The following is a 20,388-nucleotide window of genomic DNA, read 5'->3' on the forward strand; positions in this document are numbered from 1 at the left end:
TCAAGTTTTTTCTATTAATGACTTGATAACGAAAGTTGTAAAATCGCGAGAAGGTTACCCAAGCTCAATGACAGTTTTGTTACATTACAGAACTGTCACAAAAGTTTCATAATTGAGGGTGCTGAAGTAAATGTCAGAATAATAAAGGAAATCCCGCAGTTAACTTCTAACTAGGTGGTAGATATAGAAGAGTTACGGCGTCAGGAAAACGCCGCGTTATGACGTTATTAACTTAAGAAGTTAGCTTTTTTTAGTTTTAGGGACAAAAACATCTTCTCTAAACCATTTAGTGATGACCACTTTTTCGCCACTAATAATTGGATGAGCGTGATGAATTGTATCTTCGTTAACTGAACCATCGGGACGCAAATTATTCCAGACTAAAGCCATTCCTTGTGTAGGTTTGAATTTGCGGCCAAGTTTAATAAACTCAGTCTCCCCTCCTTCACATTCATCATTAAGATAAATCATAAACGTCCAAGTACGCTGCCCACCGTCCTTGCTGTAATTTTTAAAGTCATCGGTGCCGGGCGCAAAATAATCGCAATGGGCTTTGAATTCCTGAGCTACAGCATAATGTTGAGCCTGAATCACTTCTTTTTCACCAAGCCCCAAGCCTAAAGCATCAATAATTTTTTGATCTATCTCTTTTGCCAAAGGATCTTTGGTAAAAGGTAAATCACATGTAGAAGAGGTTCTAAAGTTTTGATACAAATCCCCTTCCCTTTCAGGAATTTCCGATGGCCGCAATTTAGATTTAGTCAGCGCAATTAAGGCATTACACTCTTGGGCAGACAAAAAGTTGTTAATTTGTAGCATCTGCACTCGAGGATCATCAATTATCTTCGCATCATAATGGTCGAGATTCTCTAGTAGTTTTGGCTGAGATACTTTTTTATAAAATGCTTCATCTTTATTACAGCTCGTTCCGGCAGGTAAATTATTGCCAAGAACCTTTTTAGCTGACTCAAACGTAAATCCGTTTTGCAGAAGAATCTTCAGAATTTCAATACTGTCGGTTCCTTGCAATAGATTTTGTAAAACCCAAGATTTCCAATTTTGAGGTAATGATGACATTTGAGTGGCCTTTATAAAATGAACTAAACCTGAAACTTAGTTTGAAGATAATACTTCAAGTTGCTGTTTTGTGACGTTGGTGGGCATACTTACATACCCATCTTGCTGCACTGCCTGTTGACCTTTATTGGATAACACAAATCGCAAAAATTCTTCTTCCAACAATGGTAACCTTTCATTCGGTGGCTTGTTAACTACGAGATATAAAAACCGCGATAAAGGGTATTCACCACTGCTAATAGTTTGTGTAGTCGCAGGAATAAACTTACCAGTGTAATCAGCAATAGCGAGTGCTTTTACCGCAGCGGTCTTTTGGCCGTAGCCTGCGTAACCAATAGCGCCATTCGAATAAGCAACCGATTGAATAACCGATGCAGATCCAGGCAATTCGTTCACAGTGGCTTTAAAATCACCGTCACATAAAGCTAACTGTTTGAACAAACCATAAGTACCGGAAACCGAATTCCGCCCAAAAACCTGTATTTTTCTGTTGGCATAACTTCCCGTTACTCCCAATTCACTCCAATAGCGCGTTTCTTTGCGGGAGCCACAAAACCGTGTAGCCGCAAAAATGCTATCGATCTGCGGAATAGTCAAATTTGAAATAGGATTATTCACATCCACAAACAACGCGATTGCGTCAATAGCCACTTTAATTGCAAGCGGTTGATACCCATGTTGCCCACTAAAATAGCGTAATTCGCTGGATTGCATCTCGCGGCTCATTGGCCCAATATTTGACGTTCCCTCAGTAATTGCTGGTGGTGCCGTCGATGAACCTGATGCTTGAATTTGAAACTTCACTTGAGGATAAAGTTGCTTAAACTCAACCGCCCAGATTGTCATTAAATTCGCCATGGTATCTGAGCCGACAGAGGTAATAGAACCTGCCACTCCGGGTTTTTTTTGATAGGTTTCCGCCGCTTGCGCTGGCAATAATAACGCACAAATAGCGACGCTACTCCACACCCAAACGAGCATTTTCAGCCGCTTAATCAATTTGTTTTTTCCAACTTACCTGTAGACGGGTTTTGCACCGACAGTTCACTGGAAAAAGAAAAAGAAAATTCACTTCCGACACCTATTTCACTGGTTATTTCTAATTTCGAATTATGATGGGTTAGAACGTGTTTCACAATAGACAAACCCAATCCAGATCCCCCCGTTTTTCGAGAACGTGCTTTATCCACTCGATAAAAACGTTCGGTCAGCCGATTTAGATGTTTTTCCGGAATTCCTTCACCGTTATCTTTTACAGAAAAATGCGCGTGACCATCCTGTCTATTCCAAGTAACCACTATTTTACCTGGTGATGGAGTATAATTAATTGCATTAAAAATCAGATTGGAAAATGCACTGCGAAGTTCAGTTTCGATGCCATAAACTTTTAAACTTGCATCAATATCGAAATCGATTTGATGGCCTTTATCTTTGTTTAAGGTATTTGCCTCAACCTGAATCGCAGACAGCATTTGCGGCACATTAACTGGTTTTTCAAAGACCCGTTCTGAACTCGCCTCGATTCTCGATAAAACTAATAACTCTTCGACCAAATTCTGCATTCTTTCAGATTGTGAACGCATTTCACCTAAGGCTTTTTTTAAAAACGCAGGGGGCACATTCTCAGTATTGGGTAGCATTTCTAAATAACCGTTCAAAACGGTTAAAGGAGTACGTAACTCATGGGACACATTAGCAACAAAATCTTTGCGCATTTGTTCGAGCTGGGTTAATCGAGTCACATCTCGAGCAATCAGCAATAGGTGATCTTCACCATAAGGCATGATTCTATATTCAAATATTTTTTGAACATTAGACGGTGAAGGTACCTCCACAGGATAATCGTATTTACCGCTATGGAAGTATTCTATGAATTTTGGATGGCGGATTAAATTGTCTACCCGCCGACCAGAATCTTGCGGCCAACGTAGCCCTAATTCGATCCGTGCCAGCCGATTACACCAAACAATACACGCATTTGAATCTACCACCACAGTGGCATCAGGCAAGGCTTCAGATCCTTCACGAAATCGTTTGACCATACGGGTGAGTTCTTTACGTTTACGCCTATTTCGACGTTGAATGTAATAAACTCCCTCGTATACATGTTCCCAAAAGCCTGGCACTTTTGGCGGGGTCATTTTTTTACTATGCCATATCCATCGATTAAATCGGTACATATGCCAAGAGTAAAAGCCTAATAACCAGGTTGAGCCAAATGCAATGGCAATTGCCAATGCATCAAAATATAGCCCAATTAAAATCACGATTACGTAAAACCCACCAATCCTGAGTAAATTTTTTAACCATGAAAATGGATAATACATGTATCAATGGATCCTTTGTTGAACGTCAAATCCAACCGTTTATCGTTAAGCTGATCACACTTTTGCTGAGAACCGATATCCAGCACCGCGCACGGTTTGAATCATGTCATCATGAGAATACTTAGAAATCGCTTTACGCAACCTACGTATGTGAACATCAACCGTTCGGTCTTCCACATAAACATTAGTTCCCCAAACGTTATCTAACAACTGTTCTCGACTATATACTCTTTCAACATGAGTCATGAAAAAGTGTAGTAGCTTGAATTCCGTTGGTCCCATGTCTAGAGGCTCCTCTTCGGCAGTAACACGATGAGAAACGGGATCTAAAACAAGACCGTTTATAGCAATTGGTTCCTCAGCCGACGTTGGTGTCACTCTGCGCATCACGGCTTTAATTCGGGCGACCAATTCTTTCGGTGAAAAAGGTTTAGTGATGTAATCATCCGCTCCGGAGTCAAGACCACGTACTTTATCTTCTTCTTCACCACGGGCGGTTAACATAATGATAGGGATATCCCGGGTAAACTCGTGTTGTTTTAATTTTTTAGCGAGCTGTACACCGCTGCCTCCAGGCAACATCCAATCGAGTAAGATTAAATCTGGATAAGGTTCTTTTACTAAATCCAATGCAACTTGATAATCTTCTGCTTGTTGGGTTTCAAAACCGGATTGTTCTAGAACAAACTCAAGCATCTCTCTGATCGGCGCTTCGTCCTCTACCAGCAAAATTCTTCTGGCCATTAGTTTTTTCCTGCTCATAATAAAGGCGCCATTATTAGTTTAGGTTGTGACACTTTTATTAAACTTATCATATAAATGTCAAATTTCAGTCATGTTAAGCAAAAGAAGCGGGTTTTATCTTAATTATCGGTCTAATTTAACTGCAAACATTCGGTGCACAAGTGTAAAACCAATTTTTAATTTAAAAACTGCTTAGAAAGGTAAACAATTACTCCGTGCTTCTTGTTAATTGAACGTTTTCCGCATATTCTTTATTTTCTTAAAACGTTCTAATTATTAGGTTTCTTAAGGTTCGTGAATGGCTAAAGTCAAAACTAGTTTGTCTAAAAAGTTGTTGACCCGTGTGTTGTCCGTTTACTTCATACTGACGTTAATCGTCACTGTTGGACAAATCCTCACTGAATATTTAAATGCCAAAAATCATATTCAAAGCGAGTTACAAACACTCAAAAACACCTTTAGCGTTAGCTTAACCCGCGCAATTTGGGAGCTTAACAATGAACAAGCTGTCGACATTTCAAACGGATTAATGGCATTACCTATTATTGAAGGGGTGCAAATTCGCGATGAAAACGGTGAATATATTGCCAACAAAGGACGCACCTCTTCGTTACCCGAAGAAATGATTACTTCAGGTATCATGCGAGACCATCCTGGTGGAACCTTTGGTTATTCGTTTCCACTTATCTTTGAATTTTCTGGACGAACCTCGCATGTAGGTGATGTCACATTGTATTCAAGTGCGAATATTATTTTTGGGCGTATTGAAGTTGGGGTATTTTTCTTAATTGGAAACGCCATCATTAAAACCGCATTTTTAGTCTTCCTATTTTTGAATGCCTTTCGGCAAATGCTTACCGATCCCCTTGAAGAGTTAACCCAACAAATAAGCGAGTTTGATGTAAACCGGCCAGAGTCTTCTAAGCTGCATTTGCACATAGAAGACGATAATGAGTTAAAGGTGTTACAAGTCTCCTATAACGAGTTAATAGACGATTTAATCGACTACAAACAAAAACTCAGAGCCACTCGAAACGAACTCACGGATGCGAACCGCAGATTAGACGACCAAAACATAATGCTTGAACAAGAAGTTGCTAAAAAAACGGCATCTTTAAGTAAAATTATGTTGGATTTGGAACAGCAAAAAGACGAACTAATTGTCAACCAACGAGAATTACGACAAGAAAACGAAAATCGTCAATACATTGAAGACGAATTGCGAAAGCGAAATACTGAATTAGCCGAATCAATGGAGACCGTTAAAATAGCCAAAGATCAGTTGATAGAATCTGAACGTATGGCTTCACTTGGCGGATTAGTCGCGGGGATTGCACATGATGTTAATACACCAATAGGTGTTGGTGTTACAGCTGCAAGCTTTTTGCAAGAACGCATTAACAATTTGCAAAATGCTTACGAAGACAAAACCTTAACCGGCAAGACAATGAGCAACTTTTTATCGGAGGCTAATCAAACCACTGAACTGCTATTGGGCAACCTAAATCGCGCCTCAGAACTCATCTCTAGTTTTAAGCAAGTGGCTGTAGACCAAACTAGTGAAGCGGTTCGTGACGTTGATCTTAAACTCTATATCCATGAAGTGATTCAGTCATTAGCACCAAACTTCAAAAAAACTTCCCATTCAATCAGTGTTAACTGCCCTGAAAACTTAGTGGTTAAATGTGCTCCTGGCGCCATCGCGCAAATTTTTACCAATATGATAATGAATTCATTAATTCATGGTTTGGATGAAAAAGAGAATGGCAAAATAACCATTAATGTTTCTCAACAAGACGATGAAGTAGTAGTGGAATATGCGGACGATGGCAAAGGCTTGTCTGAAGAAAATTTAGATCGGCATTTTGATGCGTTCTTTACCACCAAACGCGGTAAAGGTGGCAGTGGTTTAGGCACTCACATTATGTATAACTTAGTCACTCAAGCGTTAGATGGCAAAATTAGAGCTAGCAGCGTTGAAGGGGAAGGCTTGAAATATGAGATTATATTCCCATTGCACGCATAATGTTGTCTATAAACGCCTGCAATTAAACTGAATAATGGGCTAAAAAGTGATTAAAACCCATTGAGATATTCCATTATTATACGAGACGCGTTAGCTATAAACATGATAGTCTTCGCGCCCTTCATTGTATTCAACTAATGGTCAGAGGCACACTTAGTGCTGGGCTTGAATACCAATTAAAAAATCCTGATTAAGTAGAGAATATGTGGTTTAAAAATCTAAAACTCTTTGCCATTACGCAAACATTAGACTGGCAAGAAGATGATATAGAACAAAAATTGGCGGAGTTTAAGTTTCGTCCGTGTAATAGCCAAGAATTATCCACCATGGGCTTCTCCTCTCCTTTCGAGTCTGGCAGTAGCTTACTTCACAGCGCCCAAGGGCGAATTTGGATCACCCTTAAAAAGCAAGAACGGATCTTACCTGCCGTTGTAGTGAATGCTGAACTTGCCGAAAAAGTTGCACAAATAGAAACTGAAACAGGCTCTGCTGTAGGTAAAAAAGCCAAACAAGATTTAAAAGAAGAAATAATTCGTCGGCTATTGCCACAAGCGTTTACCAAAAACAGTTTTACCCATGGCTTCATCTCAACCAAAGACAACTTGGTTGTAGTAGACGCCTCAGCCGATGGCAAAGCAGAAGTCTTTTTAGCAATGATCCGCAAAGCTATGACGACTTTGCCGGTAGTGCCTTTGTCCCGTAAAAGTATTCAAGGCGAGCTAACAAGCTGGATACAAGACTCTTCTGCACCTAGTGACGTGGTATTGCTCGAAGAAGCAGAATTCCGCGGGCAAGGGGAAGAAGACAGCATCGTACGGGTCAAAAATCAAGAATTGATGGATGATGAAATTCTGCACCATATCAAAGCCGGTAAATTTGTCCACAAACTGGCTATTGAGTGGGATGAGTGCCTAACAGCTATGCTTGAAGAAGATTTATCAGTTAAGCGTCTTAAATTTACCGATGTGGTAAAAGAACAAAACGATGATATTGCCAAAGAAGACAAATTAGCGCGGTTAGATGCCGACTTTACATTGATGTCTGGTGAAATAGTGCGTTTTTCACAATGGTTAGTTAAAACCTTCGCTTTGGATCAAGAGTAGTCTGTTCTGAATCTTTAGTCATTGATTTAAATAATGCTGTATTAAGGACTCCTTAATACAGCATTAAATTTATAACGTTTAAGTTATTTAATTATCAAGCAAAAACGGCTTTTGCGCTGGTACGGGCCTCGATAAACTCTGGACTTTCCAACAAGCTCACATCTTCAATAATTTTCTTGTCTAAACATATTTTTAAAACCGCATCTTTTTGGCTATCGAACACACCACTTAACGCAGCTCCAAGTCTAACAAAATCAATGAAACTGGCCTCTTCTTCTTGGTAGCTCATATCTCGCCACTTTTCTGCAATCTTGACAAACTGCTCATCAAAATCCCATTGACGCATGATTTTACCACCGATGTGTCCGGACAATTTGATAATCGCAGCATCTAAAAATTTAGGGTTCGCAAACACTTCTTCATGACGTTCTGCTTCGGTCAAAATCGGCAATACACCAATATTGTGAATTAACGATGCCAATGTCAGTGTGTCTAAGCTTAAATGACGTTTTTTACTTTTTGAATAAAACTGTAAAGCAGCCACTGCATAAGACAGACTTTCGATAGTTTGGTCCCACATCTGCGCAATGTAGCTTTTCACCAATTCATTTTTAGAAACAAATAGTTGTTCCATTGCTAAAGCAGTTGAAATGTTTTTGATTTGACTAAGTCCAATGCGCGTTACGGCTTGAGAAACCGACGTCACTTTAATTGTTCTGCCTAAATAAGCGCTATTGGAAATTTTGATAATTCGAGCACTTAACGAGGGATCCTGAGCAATAATATCCCCCATGGAATTAAGATTAATTTTCGGGTCATCTGCAGCGCGCCTAACTTTCAAGGCGATGGCGGGAAGTGTTGGCAGAACAATCGTATCATTTTTAATTTTTTCAACAAGAATGGTTAGCAACGCGTTCTCTGTGGACATATTTCTTCCTATATAATTGAGCGGAAACCTACTCGACATTTAAAATGACGGCAGTCGTATCAATAATTAGTCTGTTGAGTATCTTCATCTCTATTGTATTGGTAAAATTAAAGATACTATAAGGCTTATAACCTATATTGCTTTTAATAAGCAGCGAAAGCTAATTTATACTGCAATTGATTATGTACAGAGCTTATAAGCTACGCATACCAATTTAAATTTGCAATTCAATTATTTATGCATTCAATAAAAAATACAAATTAGGATGAGCAATGATTAGAAAAAAACTTCTCGTATTAACTATTTCCGCGGTTTTTATGGCCGCCTGTTCAGATTCATCAAATCAGCAAGAAATCACCAAATCTCAGCAACAAACGCCTGCTAAAACTGAAAAAGTTGAATTGCTTGCCGGAGCTGAGGAACGCTTAGATATTTATTACCCAGTGGCTCTATCAGCAGATTTATCAGCTTACAGTGATAATCAGAAGCAAATGTTGTCGTTGTTAATCGATGCGTCCAAAATTATGGACGAGCTGTTTTGGATGCAGGCATTTGGTCAACCTAAGCAAGAGTTTTTGGATTCGTTGACTGACCCTAAAGTGCGGGCATTTGCTGACATCAACTATGGGCCTTGGGATAGATTAAACGGTGATAAACCATTTCTAACTCAAACCGAGGAGAAACCTTTAGGAGCTCAATTTTACCCTGAAGATATGAGTAAAGAAGAGTATTTAGCAAGTGATATAAAACAAAAAGACAATCTGTATTCTATGGTTTCCCGGGATCAAAACGGTAAATTAATAGAAATACCTTATGCAGATTATTTTGCTGATGAATTAGAAGCGGCCGCTGATCTATTAATTCAAGCATCAGAATTAGCTGACAATCAAACCTTTGCAAATTATTTAAAAATTCGTGCCGACGCTTTGGTCACCGACAATTATCAGCCATCTGATTTTGCATGGATGCAAATGAAAGATAATCCAATAGAACTAGTTATTGGACCAATCGAAACCTATGAAGATCAACTATTTGGCTACCGAGCTGCCTTTGAAGCCTATGTTTTATTAAAAGATCTCAGTTGGAGCGAACGTTTAGCTAAATATGCGGCGTATCTACCTGAGCTTCAAAAAGGCCTTCCGGTTGCAGATGAATACAAAGCCGAAATGCCTGGCAGCAATGCAGATCTCAATGCTTATGACGTGATCTACTATGCCGGACATTCAAATGCTGGCAGTAAAACCATAGCAATTAATTTGCCTAATGATGAAGAAGTACAACTTAAAAATGGTACACGCAGGCTACAGCTCAAAAATGCCATGCGCGCAAAGTTTGATCACATACTAATGCCAATATCTGAACTATTGATTACACCAGAACAACGTAAGCACATTACCTTTAATGCGTTCTTTGCCAACACTATGTTCCACGAAGTTGCCCACGGACTCGGTATTAAAAACACCCTTGATGGTGAAGGAACCGTTCGCGGAGCGTTGAAAGAGCATGCTTCAGCTTTAGAAGAAGGCAAAGCCGATATTCTAGGTCTATATATGGTTGAGCAACTTCTTAAGAAAGGTGCAATAACCGAGGGCCAACTTGAAGATTATTACGTCACCTTTATGGCTGGTATTTTCCGTTCTGTGCGATTTGGTGCATCAAGTGCTCATGGAAAAGCGAACATGATTCGATTTAATTTTTTCCAAGAAAAAGGTGCCTTTAGCCGAGACGAAAATGGTCTCTATCAAGTCAATATGGAAAAGATGGGCGATGCTATAGCTGCGCTGTCGGAAGTTATCTTAACCTTGCAAGGTGATGGAGATTATCAAGGTGTTGGCCAATTGGTAGCAGAAAAAGGAATCATTAAAGAAGTCCTTGCCCAAGATTTGCAAAAATTGACTGATGCGAATATTCCAGTGGACGTCATTTTCAAACAAGGTAAAGAAGTTCTTAAACTTTAGTCTAAAATTGAGTTAACAACGCTTTGCAGGTGTTCACAATATCTACAAAGCGTGATTAAATGAGTTGCTTGCAGTTAAATTACGCGCTTAAGGTTAATTAGCGAATCGCATTTAATTAACTAATATTATAAATCACAACAATCTTTAACGTTATTGCAAATTGTGAGGCAAAACGATTAAATCTCACTTAGCACTTAAATCAAAACATCATCAGGATGCTGCTGAGATATTGTACAGTAATGGTTATGCGGGCATTGTTATTAGTCTTGTTGCATCTTCTCTTCTCGTCTTCGGTTTTACCAATGCAGAAATCCAAACCTTTAAAATCTATTGGTGGGTTTCGATGGTTGGATTGTTGCTAATTCGATTAGCTGACACATTCTTTTGGCTTAAAAAAAACAAAACCACAGAAATGGATGGCAAACGATCAATTCTTCGATTTTCGGTTGGTACTATAGCGACTGCAACCATGTGGTGTGTTTACTGCCTCATACTATTCCCCTATATAGATACTATTGAGCTTGCCTTTAATATAATTATTGTCTCAGCAATGGCTGGAGGAGCCAGTACTGTGCTAGCCGGTAGCAAAGCTACAGCGATGTTATACAGTGCTATTTTGTTAATTCCTTTTTCCATTGCATTGCTACTTGAACCGCAATTTCACGAATATATTTTGGGGATATTAGGCTTGTCGTTTGGTTTTATAATGCTGCTTACAGCGAATAAGTCTGCGGATTTCACGACCCTCGCAATAAGATTGAAAAATGACAATGCAACCTTAGTTGAACATATGGAAGCCGAAGTCACAGCTCGGACACATCAGATTTACGAGCTGTCGAACATTGACCCACTAACTGGACTGTTTAACCGCAGTGCTTTTTTGAATCACTTGCGTGCAGATTTGAAAAGTAGCATCAAAGCTGAAAAACCCATGGCATTATTGTTTATTGATTTGGATGGCTTCAAAAAAATCAACGATACTATTGGCCATGAAACTGGCGACAAGGTACTTAAACAGACAGCTGACCGTCTAAAAGAACACTATAAAAACCATCAACTTATATGCCGTTGGGGAGGGGATGAGTTTTTAATTGCATTAGAAAATACCAATCAAAGTGAAGCTATCGTTATCGCGGATAACCTGATAAAACATATTTCGGCACCTTATATTTTCTTTAAAAATCGCTTATCAATTAGTGCCACTATCGGTATTGCCATGTATCCAGAACATGCGACTAATGAACAAGTACTTATTCAGTTAGCCGATACTGCAATGTATTACCAGAAAAAAGCATTTCCCTCTACTGCGGGCGTATTTTCTGCGCACCTTGGTAAACAGCTGGCCCGCGAACAACGCCTCAAAGATGCATTGAGTGAAGCTATTGAGAACCAACAACTCAGACTGGTATTTCAACCCATTGTCGACAGCGAAACATTCCAACCTGTTGCGTTTGAGGCGCTGCTACGGTGGCAACTGGTAAACGAAAGCATTCCGCCATATGAGTTTATATCCATTGCTGAACAATATGGTCAAATCAGAAAAATTGGCGCTTGGGTGTTATGTGAAGCCTGCAAAGCTGCTAAATCGTGGCAAACTCAAAAAGCCTTGTCGGTGGCTGTAAATGTCAGCGTGATTCAATTACAAGACAATGATTTTATTGAGATTGTAGATAACGCGTTATCTGAAACTGGCTTACCCGCCAAGTATCTGCACATTGAAATTACTGAGTCTGTATTTGCTGCAGACAAAGAAACCTTACTAGACAAAATAGCCGGCCTTCAAAACCGCGGAATCAAAGTATCGATTGATGACTTCGGGACCGAATATTCTTCACTTTCTGTCATCCAAGAACTATCCGCTGATAAGGTTAAAATTGACCAAGCTTTTGTTGCCAGTTTAGACACCAATGGTATGCCAATTGTGAATGCAGTACTGCAAATTGCGAAAGCCTTTGGTTACGATGTAGTAGCTGAGGGGGTTGAGAGTTTGCAGCAAGCTGAGATCCTCAGAAAAGCAGGTGTAAATCATCTCCAAGGGTTTTATTTCGCTAAACCCTTGGAAACATCAATGCTCAAGAAATACTTAAAAGGACTAGCTTTACCGTTAATCGATTAAGGTAATTGCTGCTTTAAGGTATCTTGATAAGGCGGCCACCCCATAGGTTTTCCAGCTAAAACGTGTAAGTGAATATGGTAAACTGTCTGCCCACCATCGGTATTACAATTCATCACAACGCGATAACCACTTTCAGCAAAACCTTGCTCTTTAGCTATGTGAGCAGCAGCTAAGTAGAGTTGACCAACAATCTCTGCATCTTCAGCTTGAATATCATTGATAGTTGCTATTGCCTTCTTAGGAATAACAAGAAAATGCACGGGAGCTTGTGGATTAATATCTTTGAAGGCAAGTACCTTATCATTTTCGAAAATTATCTCTGCAGGTATTTCACGGTTAATTATTTTTGTAAAAATAGTTTCAGACACAATCTAGCTCCTCATTAATTACGTTTTAACAATAAACGGATAAACCGAACAATCAGGTTTACCAAAAAACAAAGCCTAGCAAAATTACGCCAAGCACTAATCGATATATAACAAACGGCAACATACCAATTTTTGATATCCAAGACAGGAACAAAAAGATACAAGCATAAGCGCTAATGAAAGACAGACCAATACCGTAAAATAATGCTTCCCAGTCAACCGAAGTATCTGCTTGTAATAGGTCTAAAGTTGCTAACAATCCAGCCCCTAAAATAACCGGTATCGATAGTAAAAATGAAAAACGTGCAGCACTTTCTCGATTCATTCCCAACATTAACCCAGCAGTCATTGTAATACCTGAACGGGATGTACCAGGAATTAACGCAATCGCTTGCGCTAAACCGATAAAAAGTGCATTTTTCCATGTTAGCTGATAAATATTTTTAGTTAGTTTTCCAGTAACGTCGGCATACCAAAGTACTAAACCAAAGACGATGGTTGTACAGGCAATAACCAATGCTGAGCGGGCATATTCTTCAATAAAATCTTTAGCCAAGAAACCAATAGCCACAGCAGGAATTGTCGCCAAAATGACCCACCACGCTAATTTACTATCATCGGTCTGCTGCTTACTAAAACCCGATTGCACCCAAGCTACCAACATCCGAGCAATGTCCGCTCGGAAATAAATCATAACGGCAAGTAAGCTCCCCACATGGACTGCCACGTCGAAGGCCAAGCCTTGATTTTGCCAACCGAGTAATTCAGATGGAAGAATTAAATGTGCAGAACTTGAGATGGGTAGGAATTCGGTAATGCCCTGAATGATGGCTAATATTATTATTTCGAACAAAGTCATAGTGTCGCGGGGCTCCAGTTAAATTCAATCGTCCATAATTTTTGTTGGCTTTGGTCATAGTTAGCCAACATTGCGGCAATACTTATTTGGTGTACTGGATGAATGACATCTCCAGCTATTTCACATAACGGTATTAGTACAAAGGCATTGTAATCAATTTCGTGGCGCGGCAATACGACACCATCTTCGGTTACCACATCGTCATACAGCAGCAAATCCAGATCCAGTGTTCTAGGCGCGAATTTCTTTTCACCACGCACTCGACCATTATCATTTTCTATGGATTTAAGAATTTCGCATACTTGCTGTACTGATTTGCACGTTTTAGCACCAACCACCATATTATAAAAGTGTGACCCACTAAAACCAACAGCTTCGCTCTCATACACATTAGATAGGGTTAGTTCACCAAACTCAGCAAATAAACCATTTAATCCGGCACGTGTATACTTATCCCGCTCAACATTGCTGCCAATGCTAATATAAATTTGATGTAACATTACTTATGCGTGTACCCGAAAAAGTTGCACTGTCACTGCTTTAGCATTTGGCAATATATTAGGTTTAGTCACCGACACTCTGGTACTTTTAACACCGCGATAACTCAAAGTATGATGAATCACATGCTCAGCTAGCGCTTCTAGCAACTGGAATTCACTGTTATTGGCGATTTCTTCAACAGCTAATGCTAAAGCGGCATAATCAATAGTGTTTTTAACATCATCCGACTTTGCAGCGGCACTAAGATCTAAACTTAGTTCGATATCAATCAACAACGCTTGTTTTGCCTCTCTTTCCCAATCGTAAACACCGATTAGTGACTTGACTTCCAAGCCTTGTATAATAATTTTGTCCATGACAGATCCGCGCAGTTATAATATCTAAATGCAGTAAAGTGACAGCGCACATGAGAAGTTAACGCAAAATCACTTTATCCGGTTTACTGGTTCGAGAGTTTAACTTGTTAGGAAGACCAAGTATATGACAGCACTAACAATATTGATGATCACTTCAGCCTATTTAGCCGGATCTATATCCAGTGCAATGCTGGTAAGTAGCTTGTTTTATTTACCTAATCCTAGGTTGCACGGCTCAGGCAACCCTGGCGCGACCAATATTTTACGTTTAGGCGGCAGATTACCTGCAATTTTGGTGCTGTTGTTTGATGTTTTAAAAGGAACAATTCCGGTTTGGTTTAGCTATTATCTTGGATTTTCGCCTCTCATACTTGGATTTGTGGCTATAGCGGCATGCTTAGGGCACATTTTCCCATTATTTTTCAGCTTCAAGGGCGGAAAAGCAGTGGCTACTGCATTTGGCGCTATGTTACCCATTGGTGTAGAATTAGCCGGCGCTCTAATAGCGTGTTGGGGTTTAGTAGTATTTGCTACTGGATACTCTTCGTTAGCCGCCATATCTGCAGTGGCGTTATCGCCAATTATTACCTACTTCGTGAAACCTGAATATACCTTGCCCGTTAGCATGCTTGCAGTACTAATTATCTTGCGTCACAAAGATAACCTAATACGTTTATTTCGTGGCCAAGAAAGCAAGATATGGGAAAAGGGCAAAGCGAGTGGTTTAACTAAGCCCCCAAAAAAACACTAGTCTTATATAACTAGTGTACTTTTTAAGACATTTATCTATTTATTTTTCGCCCGCGTCTTAACAAGCCAATTCCCAATATAATCAACATTACAGTGGGTACATTAGGCACACCAATAGGGTCTTCTGATGTTGCCAGAAACGCAAATGCATTTAATGCAAAAATACCGTTATCATTTAGCGGGTCAAATTGTGCCTGAGTGGTAAACATATCAATATCAGCAACAACAATAAGCGATCCTGCACCTGCAGCAAATTGTCCAGCCCCCCATGCAGCGGCAATTACTTGATTTTCAGTATTTGTACCGATAATACTGCCATTTGCATTAAGCACGTCAGCGGTTGATAAAAAACCTTCTTCTCCCCCGCCTTGCGTAATATTGTTAGCCACACCAAATGGCCCATCAAATAGAGGCGCTATACCATTTACTGGAGAAATTGCCGTCTGACCAATAGTCGGGATACCTAGATCTGCACCTATACCATCACGTCCAGAACTGTCCTGCATTAACCATAAATCTCCACCATTTAGGAAAAAATCTATTACATCAGCATGGTAAGCGCTCGATTCTGATACCGCCCACCAAGGCGCTATAAAACCATCAACTCCGGCTAGACCTGCTGCATCCGGGATTATATCCATGGTGGTGATTGACTCACTAACGACCCCTCCAGCACCAAAATATAAAGGATTCTCCAATGCAGTTCTGAAATCACTCACATTCACCCCACCATCCCAGGTATAGCTACCATTTGTTGTTTGGAATGATGAATTGGGCCCTCCCACAAGATAGGCCTGAACACTAGACATAGGTAAAAGGGTGATTAAACAAATTATGCTGTTTCTTAAAATACTCTTATTCATGAATTTTTCCTTTTGTGAAATAAGAATTATTGTGAGCAACTGTGCAAGAACGCACCTGCTCACTTTTTAAACAGCACAAAGTATGCCACAGTAGGAAAATCAAATAGTTGCAAGTTAAATGTTTACAACTTGTAAACAAAGTTGACACCAATCCCAAAAACAACAACTTAATAAAGAGTGTTGTTTGTAGGACATGGGAAATTATATTAAACAAATTACAATTAAAAATTTGTAATTAAATGGCAGGCAACGTATCTAAAGACCAGCGAGGTTTGGCTTTACTATTGAGCGATTCTACTTGACCGGCCTTAAGACGTTGTAAACCGGCGTAAGCAATCATAGCGCCATTGTCAGTACAAAATTCTAAGCGCGGGTAATACACCTTCCCGTTGATCTTTTTCATCATCCCTTCGAGTTGCTCTCTGAGCATAGTGTTGGCACTGACTCCGCCGGCAATCACTAAGCGCTTTAATTTTGTTTGTTTGAGGGCTCGCCTACATTTAATAGCCAACGTATCCACTACTGCTTCTTGGAATGCATAAGCAATATCGGCTTTGGTTCGTTCATCTAAGGTTTCAGAGCGAATAGTGTTGGCAGCGGCAGTTTTTAAACCACTAAAGCTAAAATCCAACCCTGGTTTCGAGGTCATGGGGCGTGGGAATTGGAACCGTCCCGGTGTACCGCTTTCAGCCAACTTAGCCAACAAAGGACCTCCGGGGTAATCGAGCCCCATCATTTTTGCGGTTTTATCAAATGCTTCACCTGCAGCATCGTCTACTGATTCTCCCAAGACTTGGTATTGCCCAATACCCTCAACTTTGACCATCATTGTGTGCCCGCCAGACACCAACAAAGCAACAAACGGAAACTCCGGTTTGGGATCATCAAGCATAGGTGCCAACAAATGGCCTTCCATATGATGGACTCCAACAGCCGGTACGTCCCAAGCAAAGGCTAAACTTCTGCCAACAGATGCCCCAACTAGCAAAGCACCAATTAATCCTGGGCCTTGAGTATACGCAATACCATCAATCTGCTGCGCTGTCGTATTTGCATCCAACAACGCCTTTTTAATTAATGGAACGATTTTCCTTATGTGGTCCCGAGATGCCAACTCTGGCACAACACCACCATAATCAGCGTGCAGCTTTACCTGGCTATATAATTCATGGGAAAGCAGCCCTAACTGATCATCCAATATGGCCACGCCAGTTTCGTCACAGGAAGTTTCAATTCCTAAAATTCGCATATTCAATTATACTCTGTATCAAAATTGCTCGAAGTTTACCTTTGCGCCCTCAAAGACGCTAGGGTTCTGCCAATTTAAACCGCAAAAAGCAAAAAACTTGCGGCAAAAGTGAAATAATCTTCAATCTTCCCTTTACAAGCGCCCGGCGAATGATTAAAATTCCGCACCATTTTTGACCGCACCGGCTATTTTTTGGGCTGGTAACCAGATTTAATATTTTGAGGTGAGATTTTAATGCCAATCGTTAAAGTAAGAGAGAACGAACCATTTGACGTAGCACTGCGTCGTTTCAAGCGTTCATGTGAAAAAGCAGGTGTTCTTTCAGAAGTTCGTCGTCGCGAATTTTTTGAAAAGCCGACTTGGGAACGTAAGCGTAAGAAAGCAGCTGCTAAAAAGCGTCACTTGAAAAAGTTAGCTCGCGAAAACGCACGTCGCATCAAGTTATACTAGTATCTCGCTTCTGTTGCTTGAAATATAAAGGGTATTTAAAATTTTTTAAATACCTAGTTTCAAGCGCCAAGCTGTCTAAATAGTTTTACGTTTTAGAGTTTTCAGATGACCCTTCTTGAACAACTAAATCAAGCAATGAAAGATGCAATGCGCGCTAAAGACAAACTTCGTCTTGGCACAATACGTATGGCACTTGCAGCGGTTAAGCAGCGTGAAGTAGACGAGAGAATTGAGTTAACTGATACTGATGTTATTGTACTGCTAACCAAGATGGTAAAACAGCGTAAAGATGCTGCTAACCAATTTGAAGATGCGGGTCGCCAAGATTTGGCGGATACCGAAAAAGCAGAAATCGAAGTTATTCAATCATTTTTACCTCAACCGTTAACGGAACAGGAATTAGATGATTTGATTCAACAAGCGATGCAAGACACTCAGGCTGCGGGGATGCAGGATATGGGTAAGGTGATGGGCTGGTTAAAACCAAAAGTCCAAGGCCGTGCTGATATGGGCAAATTAAGTGGTCAAATTAAAGCTAAGCTTGCCTGATTACCTTAAGCCACTCGCAAAACTATTCCCAAGCCGCAATTGCAAAATTGCGGCTTGTTTGTTTCTGCTCCTTACTGATAAAGTAATGATTGTTTAACCCCTTTTTTACAAGTTTGAATCCTATTCATGGCTGGACGAATTCCAAAAGATTTTATCGATGATCTGATTGCTCGTACTGATATAGTCGAGCTAGTCGATAGTCGCGTTAAATTAAAAAAAGCAGGTAAAAATTACCAAGCTTGCTGTCCTTTCCATAGTGAGAAAAGTCCTTCATTTACCGTTAGCCAAGACAAGCAGTTTTATCACTGTTTTGGTTGTGACGCTCATGGCAATGCGATTTCGTTTATTATTGAATACGACCGTCTAGAATTTCCAGAAGCAGTAGAAGAGCTAGCCAGATTCCATAGTTTAGAAGTTCCCCGAGAGCAAGGTGCCAAACCTGGGCCCACGCCACAGCAAAAAGCACAAATTGCTGATGACTACCAATTAATGGAACAAGCCTCTCGATTTTTTGAACATCAACTCAAGCAGCACGAGCAAAAAAACAAACCGATTGAGTATTTAAAGCAACGTGGACTCAGTGGTGAAATAGTCAAAGCATTTGGCATAGGCTATGCTCCGCCTGAATGGGATGGAATTTACAAACAGTTTGGCACTACGCCAGAAAAACAACAGCAACTGCTTGATTTAAAATTGATCACAGAAAATGATAATCGCCGTCGTTATGACTTTTTCAGAGATAGGATCATGTTCCCGATCCGCGATAAACGAGGCCGAGTAATTGGCTTTGGTGGTCGCGTACTTGAAGACGGCGGCCCCAAGTATTTAAACTCGCCAGAAACTCGCATTTTTCATAAAGGACATGAGTTATACGGCTTTTACCAAGCCAAGCAAGCTAACCGAAAACTTGAACGTTTGATGATTGTTGAAGGTTATATGGACGTAGTAGCGTTAGCGCAATTTGGTATCGACTACGCGGTAGCTTCATTAGGCACTTCGACGACCCCAGAGCATATACAAATGCTATTTCGCGCTGCGCCAGAGATAATTTGTTGCTACGACGGCGATCGTGCCGGTCGTGAAGCAGCATGGCGTGCTTTAGAAAATGCCCTGCCGCAGCTTAAAGATGGCGTGGAAATGAAGTTTTTGTTTCTGCCCGATGGCGAAGATCCAGATACCCTAGTGCGACAAACCGGAAAAGAACAATTTGAAACGCTTTTAAGAGAAAAATCAGTACCTTTGTCTCAATTCTTTTTTGAAAACCTCATTCAACAATTCAACGTAGGCAGTAGCGAAGGAAAAGCTGCGTTAACCAAAGCCGCGAATGAATATATTGAGCAAATCAATGCTGAAAATCTTGTGGTTCTATTGAAAGAAGAGTTACGTAAAAAGATTAAAGGTGACAGCTACAAAGCCGATATTTTAGAAGATATTAAACAAGCAAATCGAGTAGGTAAAGCGCAAAAGCTTGACTACCAATTACCCAATAAAAATAACATGTCGCCGGTTAGAAAATTATTGCGGCTGTTACTTTTGCACCCTAATTTAGCCAGACAACACCCAGATATCCAACCGGCTGCATTAAATCCTGACTTTATAAAAGGTTTGCATGTGTTGATAAAAATGCAGGCGTTTTGTGCGTCTCAATCTACTCTCAACACGGGCCATGTTTTGGAACACTTCAGAGGCGATCCAGAAGCGAAGTTTTTGCAACAACTACTGCAAATTGATCATGACGCTGACGACAAACGCGCAGACAAGCTATATATCGACAGTTTTAATCGATTAATTGAACAACAGCTTAAAGCTCGCTATCAACAACTTATGGCTAAAGGTTCAGCGATGAGCAAAGAAGAAATGCAAGAAGTGAAATTACTTACCCAAACAAAAGCGACTTATAGCGCGGAATAAAAATTATACAACCCTGTCTTATGGTAAATATTTAACACGCTGTTTAAGCGCATGTTTTATTCAAATGGCACTTGAATAAAAACTATTCACCCATACATAAGAGAAACTGTGAGGTTTAACGATAAAATACCGGAAAATGGCTTAATTAACTGGCCTGACTAACGGGTTTTCTGCTATACTGGCTAATTCGCAAACGCCTCGGTGCACGCAGATTTTATCTGGATTTGACAATTTAGATTGGGCAGTTCCAGGT

Annotated in this window: 19 protein-coding genes; 8 read left to right on the plus strand and 11 right to left on the minus strand. The window is 40.2% G+C overall.

Translation table 11 applies throughout. From position 1 onward, the window contains the following. Window positions 1-240 precede the first annotated feature (240 nt). Genes ABWV72_RS03980 through phoB form a run of 4 tightly spaced genes read right to left on the minus strand, consistent with a single transcriptional unit; the run spans window position 241 to window position 4,148 of the window. Window positions 241-1,077 carry a prolyl hydroxylase family protein gene (locus ABWV72_RS03980; RefSeq protein WP_216047551.1) on the minus strand — a complete coding sequence of 279 codons (837 nt, stop codon included), beginning with the start codon at window positions 1,075-1,077 and terminating at the stop codon, window positions 241-243. Window positions 1,078-1,113: 36 nt separating this feature from the next. Then, window positions 1,114-2,058 (minus strand): PstS family phosphate ABC transporter substrate-binding protein, encoded by a 945-nt coding sequence (locus tag ABWV72_RS03985; RefSeq protein WP_353368844.1) that lies wholly within the window; start codon window positions 2,056-2,058, stop codon window positions 1,114-1,116. A 14-nt stretch (window positions 2,059-2,072) separates the two neighbouring features. Next, entirely contained in the window at window positions 2,073-3,404 is a 1,332-nt protein-coding gene (phoR, locus tag ABWV72_RS03990) for a phosphate regulon sensor histidine kinase PhoR (RefSeq protein WP_353368846.1), read from the minus strand. A 54-nt stretch (window positions 3,405-3,458) separates the two neighbouring features. Continuing rightward, a complete protein-coding gene (gene phoB / locus ABWV72_RS03995) occupies window positions 3,459-4,148 on the minus strand; it encodes a phosphate regulon transcriptional regulator PhoB (protein ID WP_216047553.1) in 690 nt (229 codons plus the stop codon). Window positions 4,149-4,446: 298 nt separating this feature from the next. Here phoB and ABWV72_RS04000 point away from each other — a divergent pair, with 298 nt between their 5' ends. Next, on the plus strand, window positions 4,447-6,174 hold the full coding sequence (locus ABWV72_RS04000; RefSeq protein ID WP_353368848.1) for a sensor histidine kinase: 1,728 nt from the start codon (window positions 4,447-4,449) through the stop codon (window positions 6,172-6,174). Between the two features lie 203 nt (window positions 6,175-6,377). Beyond that, complete coding sequence (gene rdgC, locus ABWV72_RS04005; protein WP_216047555.1) at window positions 6,378-7,277, plus strand: recombination-associated protein RdgC; 900 nt, start codon at window positions 6,378-6,380, stop codon at window positions 7,275-7,277. A gap of 94 nt (window positions 7,278-7,371) precedes the next feature. On the opposite strand, the gene ABWV72_RS04010 is transcribed toward rdgC, so the two are convergent. After that, window positions 7,372-8,205 (minus strand): HDOD domain-containing protein, encoded by an 834-nt coding sequence (locus tag ABWV72_RS04010; protein ID WP_216047556.1) that lies wholly within the window; start codon window positions 8,203-8,205, stop codon window positions 7,372-7,374. Window positions 8,206-8,477: 272 nt separating this feature from the next. Here ABWV72_RS04010 and ABWV72_RS04015 point away from each other — a divergent pair, with 272 nt between their 5' ends. Both ABWV72_RS04015 and ABWV72_RS04020 read left to right on the plus strand, forming a co-directional pair. Further along, window positions 8,478-10,163, plus strand: a complete 1,686-nt coding sequence (locus ABWV72_RS04015) for a dipeptidyl-peptidase 3 family protein (RefSeq protein ID WP_303500911.1) — start codon at window positions 8,478-8,480, stop codon at window positions 10,161-10,163. 229 nt (window positions 10,164-10,392) lie between these two features. After that, entirely contained in the window at window positions 10,393-12,279 is a 1,887-nt protein-coding gene (locus ABWV72_RS04020) for a putative bifunctional diguanylate cyclase/phosphodiesterase (RefSeq protein WP_353368851.1), read from the plus strand. Here ABWV72_RS04020 and ABWV72_RS04025 read toward each other — a convergent pair. From ABWV72_RS04025 to folB, 4 genes are read right to left on the minus strand one after another with little or no spacing between them, the layout of a single operon-like run. Continuing rightward, window positions 12,276-12,647 carry a histidine triad nucleotide-binding protein gene (locus ABWV72_RS04025; RefSeq protein WP_353368853.1) on the minus strand — a complete coding sequence of 124 codons (372 nt, stop codon included), beginning with the start codon at window positions 12,645-12,647 and terminating at the stop codon, window positions 12,276-12,278. The genes ABWV72_RS04020 and ABWV72_RS04025 overlap by 4 nt on opposite strands. Window positions 12,648-12,705: 58 nt before the next feature. Continuing rightward, window positions 12,706-13,506 carry an undecaprenyl-diphosphate phosphatase gene (locus ABWV72_RS04030; protein ID WP_353368855.1) on the minus strand — a complete coding sequence of 267 codons (801 nt, stop codon included), beginning with the start codon at window positions 13,504-13,506 and terminating at the stop codon, window positions 12,706-12,708. Then, a complete protein-coding gene (gene folK / locus ABWV72_RS04035) occupies window positions 13,503-14,006 on the minus strand; it encodes a 2-amino-4-hydroxy-6-hydroxymethyldihydropteridine diphosphokinase (protein WP_353368857.1) in 504 nt (167 codons plus the stop codon). The genes ABWV72_RS04030 and folK overlap by 4 nt, the downstream gene beginning before the upstream one ends. Window positions 14,007-14,009: 3 nt before the next feature. Further along, on the minus strand, window positions 14,010-14,363 hold the full coding sequence (folB, locus tag ABWV72_RS04040) for a dihydroneopterin aldolase (RefSeq protein ID WP_353368859.1): 354 nt from the start codon (window positions 14,361-14,363) through the stop codon (window positions 14,010-14,012). A 124-nt stretch (window positions 14,364-14,487) separates the two neighbouring features. Between folB and plsY the strand changes: the two genes are divergently transcribed. After that, entirely contained in the window at window positions 14,488-15,114 is a 627-nt protein-coding gene (gene plsY, locus ABWV72_RS04045) for a glycerol-3-phosphate 1-O-acyltransferase PlsY (protein ID WP_353368861.1), read from the plus strand. A 31-nt stretch (window positions 15,115-15,145) separates the two neighbouring features. Here the strand turns inward: plsY and ABWV72_RS04050 are convergent, their stop codons facing one another. Both ABWV72_RS04050 and tsaD read right to left on the minus strand, forming a co-directional pair. Continuing rightward, the gene (locus tag ABWV72_RS04050; protein WP_353368863.1) at window positions 15,146-15,976 is read right to left on the minus strand and encodes a hypothetical protein; all 831 of its coding nucleotides are present in this window, start codon (window positions 15,974-15,976) and stop codon (window positions 15,146-15,148) included. Window positions 15,977-16,211: 235 nt separating this feature from the next. After that, entirely contained in the window at window positions 16,212-17,225 is a 1,014-nt protein-coding gene (tsaD, locus tag ABWV72_RS04055) for a tRNA (adenosine(37)-N6)-threonylcarbamoyltransferase complex transferase subunit TsaD (protein WP_353368945.1), read from the minus strand. Between the two features lie 234 nt (window positions 17,226-17,459). On the opposite strand from tsaD, the gene rpsU reads away from it, so the two are divergent. The 3 genes from rpsU to dnaG all read left to right on the plus strand — a co-directional run bounded on the left by rpsU (window position 17,460) and on the right by dnaG (window position 20,135). Further along, on the plus strand, window positions 17,460-17,675 hold the full coding sequence (rpsU, locus tag ABWV72_RS04060; protein ID WP_008845199.1) for a 30S ribosomal protein S21: 216 nt from the start codon (window positions 17,460-17,462) through the stop codon (window positions 17,673-17,675). A gap of 105 nt (window positions 17,676-17,780) precedes the next feature. Beyond that, complete coding sequence (locus ABWV72_RS04065; RefSeq protein WP_216047563.1) at window positions 17,781-18,224, plus strand: GatB/YqeY domain-containing protein; 444 nt, start codon at window positions 17,781-17,783, stop codon at window positions 18,222-18,224. Between the two features lie 126 nt (window positions 18,225-18,350). Continuing rightward, the gene (gene dnaG / locus ABWV72_RS04070; protein WP_353368866.1) at window positions 18,351-20,135 is read left to right on the plus strand and encodes a DNA primase; all 1,785 of its coding nucleotides are present in this window, start codon (window positions 18,351-18,353) and stop codon (window positions 20,133-20,135) included. Window positions 20,136-20,388: the final 253 nt, after the last annotated feature.

Origin of the sequence: Aliiglaciecola sp. NS0011-25, from assembly GCF_040370605.1 — a bacterium.
GTDB lineage: Bacteria > Pseudomonadota > Gammaproteobacteria > Enterobacterales > Alteromonadaceae > Aliiglaciecola > Aliiglaciecola lipolytica_A.

Excerpts from the sequence above, each read along its gene's own strand:
- ABWV72_RS03980 (WP_216047551.1), bottom strand. The coding sequence starts at position 1,077 with ATGTCATCATTACCTCAAAATTGGAAATCTTGGGTTTTACAAAATCTA.
- ABWV72_RS03985 (WP_353368844.1), bottom strand. The coding sequence starts at position 2,058 with ATGCTCGTTTGGGTGTGGAGTAGCGTCGCTATTTGTGCGTTATTATTG.
- phoR (WP_353368846.1), bottom strand. The coding sequence starts at position 3,404 with ATGTATTATCCATTTTCATGGTTAAAAAATTTACTCAGGATTGGTGGG.
- phoB (WP_216047553.1), bottom strand. The coding sequence starts at position 4,148 with ATGGCCAGAAGAATTTTGCTGGTAGAGGACGAAGCGCCGATCAGAGAG.
- ABWV72_RS04000 (WP_353368848.1), top strand. The coding sequence starts at position 4,447 with ATGGCTAAAGTCAAAACTAGTTTGTCTAAAAAGTTGTTGACCCGTGTG.
- rdgC (WP_216047555.1), top strand. The coding sequence starts at position 6,378 with ATGTGGTTTAAAAATCTAAAACTCTTTGCCATTACGCAAACATTAGAC.
- ABWV72_RS04010 (WP_216047556.1), bottom strand. The coding sequence starts at position 8,205 with ATGTCCACAGAGAACGCGTTGCTAACCATTCTTGTTGAAAAAATTAAA.
- ABWV72_RS04015 (WP_303500911.1), top strand. The coding sequence starts at position 8,478 with ATGATTAGAAAAAAACTTCTCGTATTAACTATTTCCGCGGTTTTTATG.
- ABWV72_RS04030 (WP_353368855.1), bottom strand. The coding sequence starts at position 13,506 with ATGACTTTGTTCGAAATAATAATATTAGCCATCATTCAGGGCATTACC.
- folK (WP_353368857.1), bottom strand. The coding sequence starts at position 14,006 with ATGTTACATCAAATTTATATTAGCATTGGCAGCAATGTTGAGCGGGAT.
- folB (WP_353368859.1), bottom strand. The coding sequence starts at position 14,363 with ATGGACAAAATTATTATACAAGGCTTGGAAGTCAAGTCACTAATCGGT.
- plsY (WP_353368861.1), top strand. The coding sequence starts at position 14,488 with ATGACAGCACTAACAATATTGATGATCACTTCAGCCTATTTAGCCGGA.
- ABWV72_RS04050 (WP_353368863.1), bottom strand. The coding sequence starts at position 15,976 with ATGAATAAGAGTATTTTAAGAAACAGCATAATTTGTTTAATCACCCTT.
- tsaD (WP_353368945.1), bottom strand. The coding sequence starts at position 17,225 with ATGCGAATTTTAGGAATTGAAACTTCCTGTGACGAAACTGGCGTGGCC.
- rpsU (WP_008845199.1), top strand. The coding sequence starts at position 17,460 with ATGCCAATCGTTAAAGTAAGAGAGAACGAACCATTTGACGTAGCACTG.
- ABWV72_RS04065 (WP_216047563.1), top strand. The coding sequence starts at position 17,781 with ATGACCCTTCTTGAACAACTAAATCAAGCAATGAAAGATGCAATGCGC.
- dnaG (WP_353368866.1), top strand. The coding sequence starts at position 18,351 with ATGGCTGGACGAATTCCAAAAGATTTTATCGATGATCTGATTGCTCGT.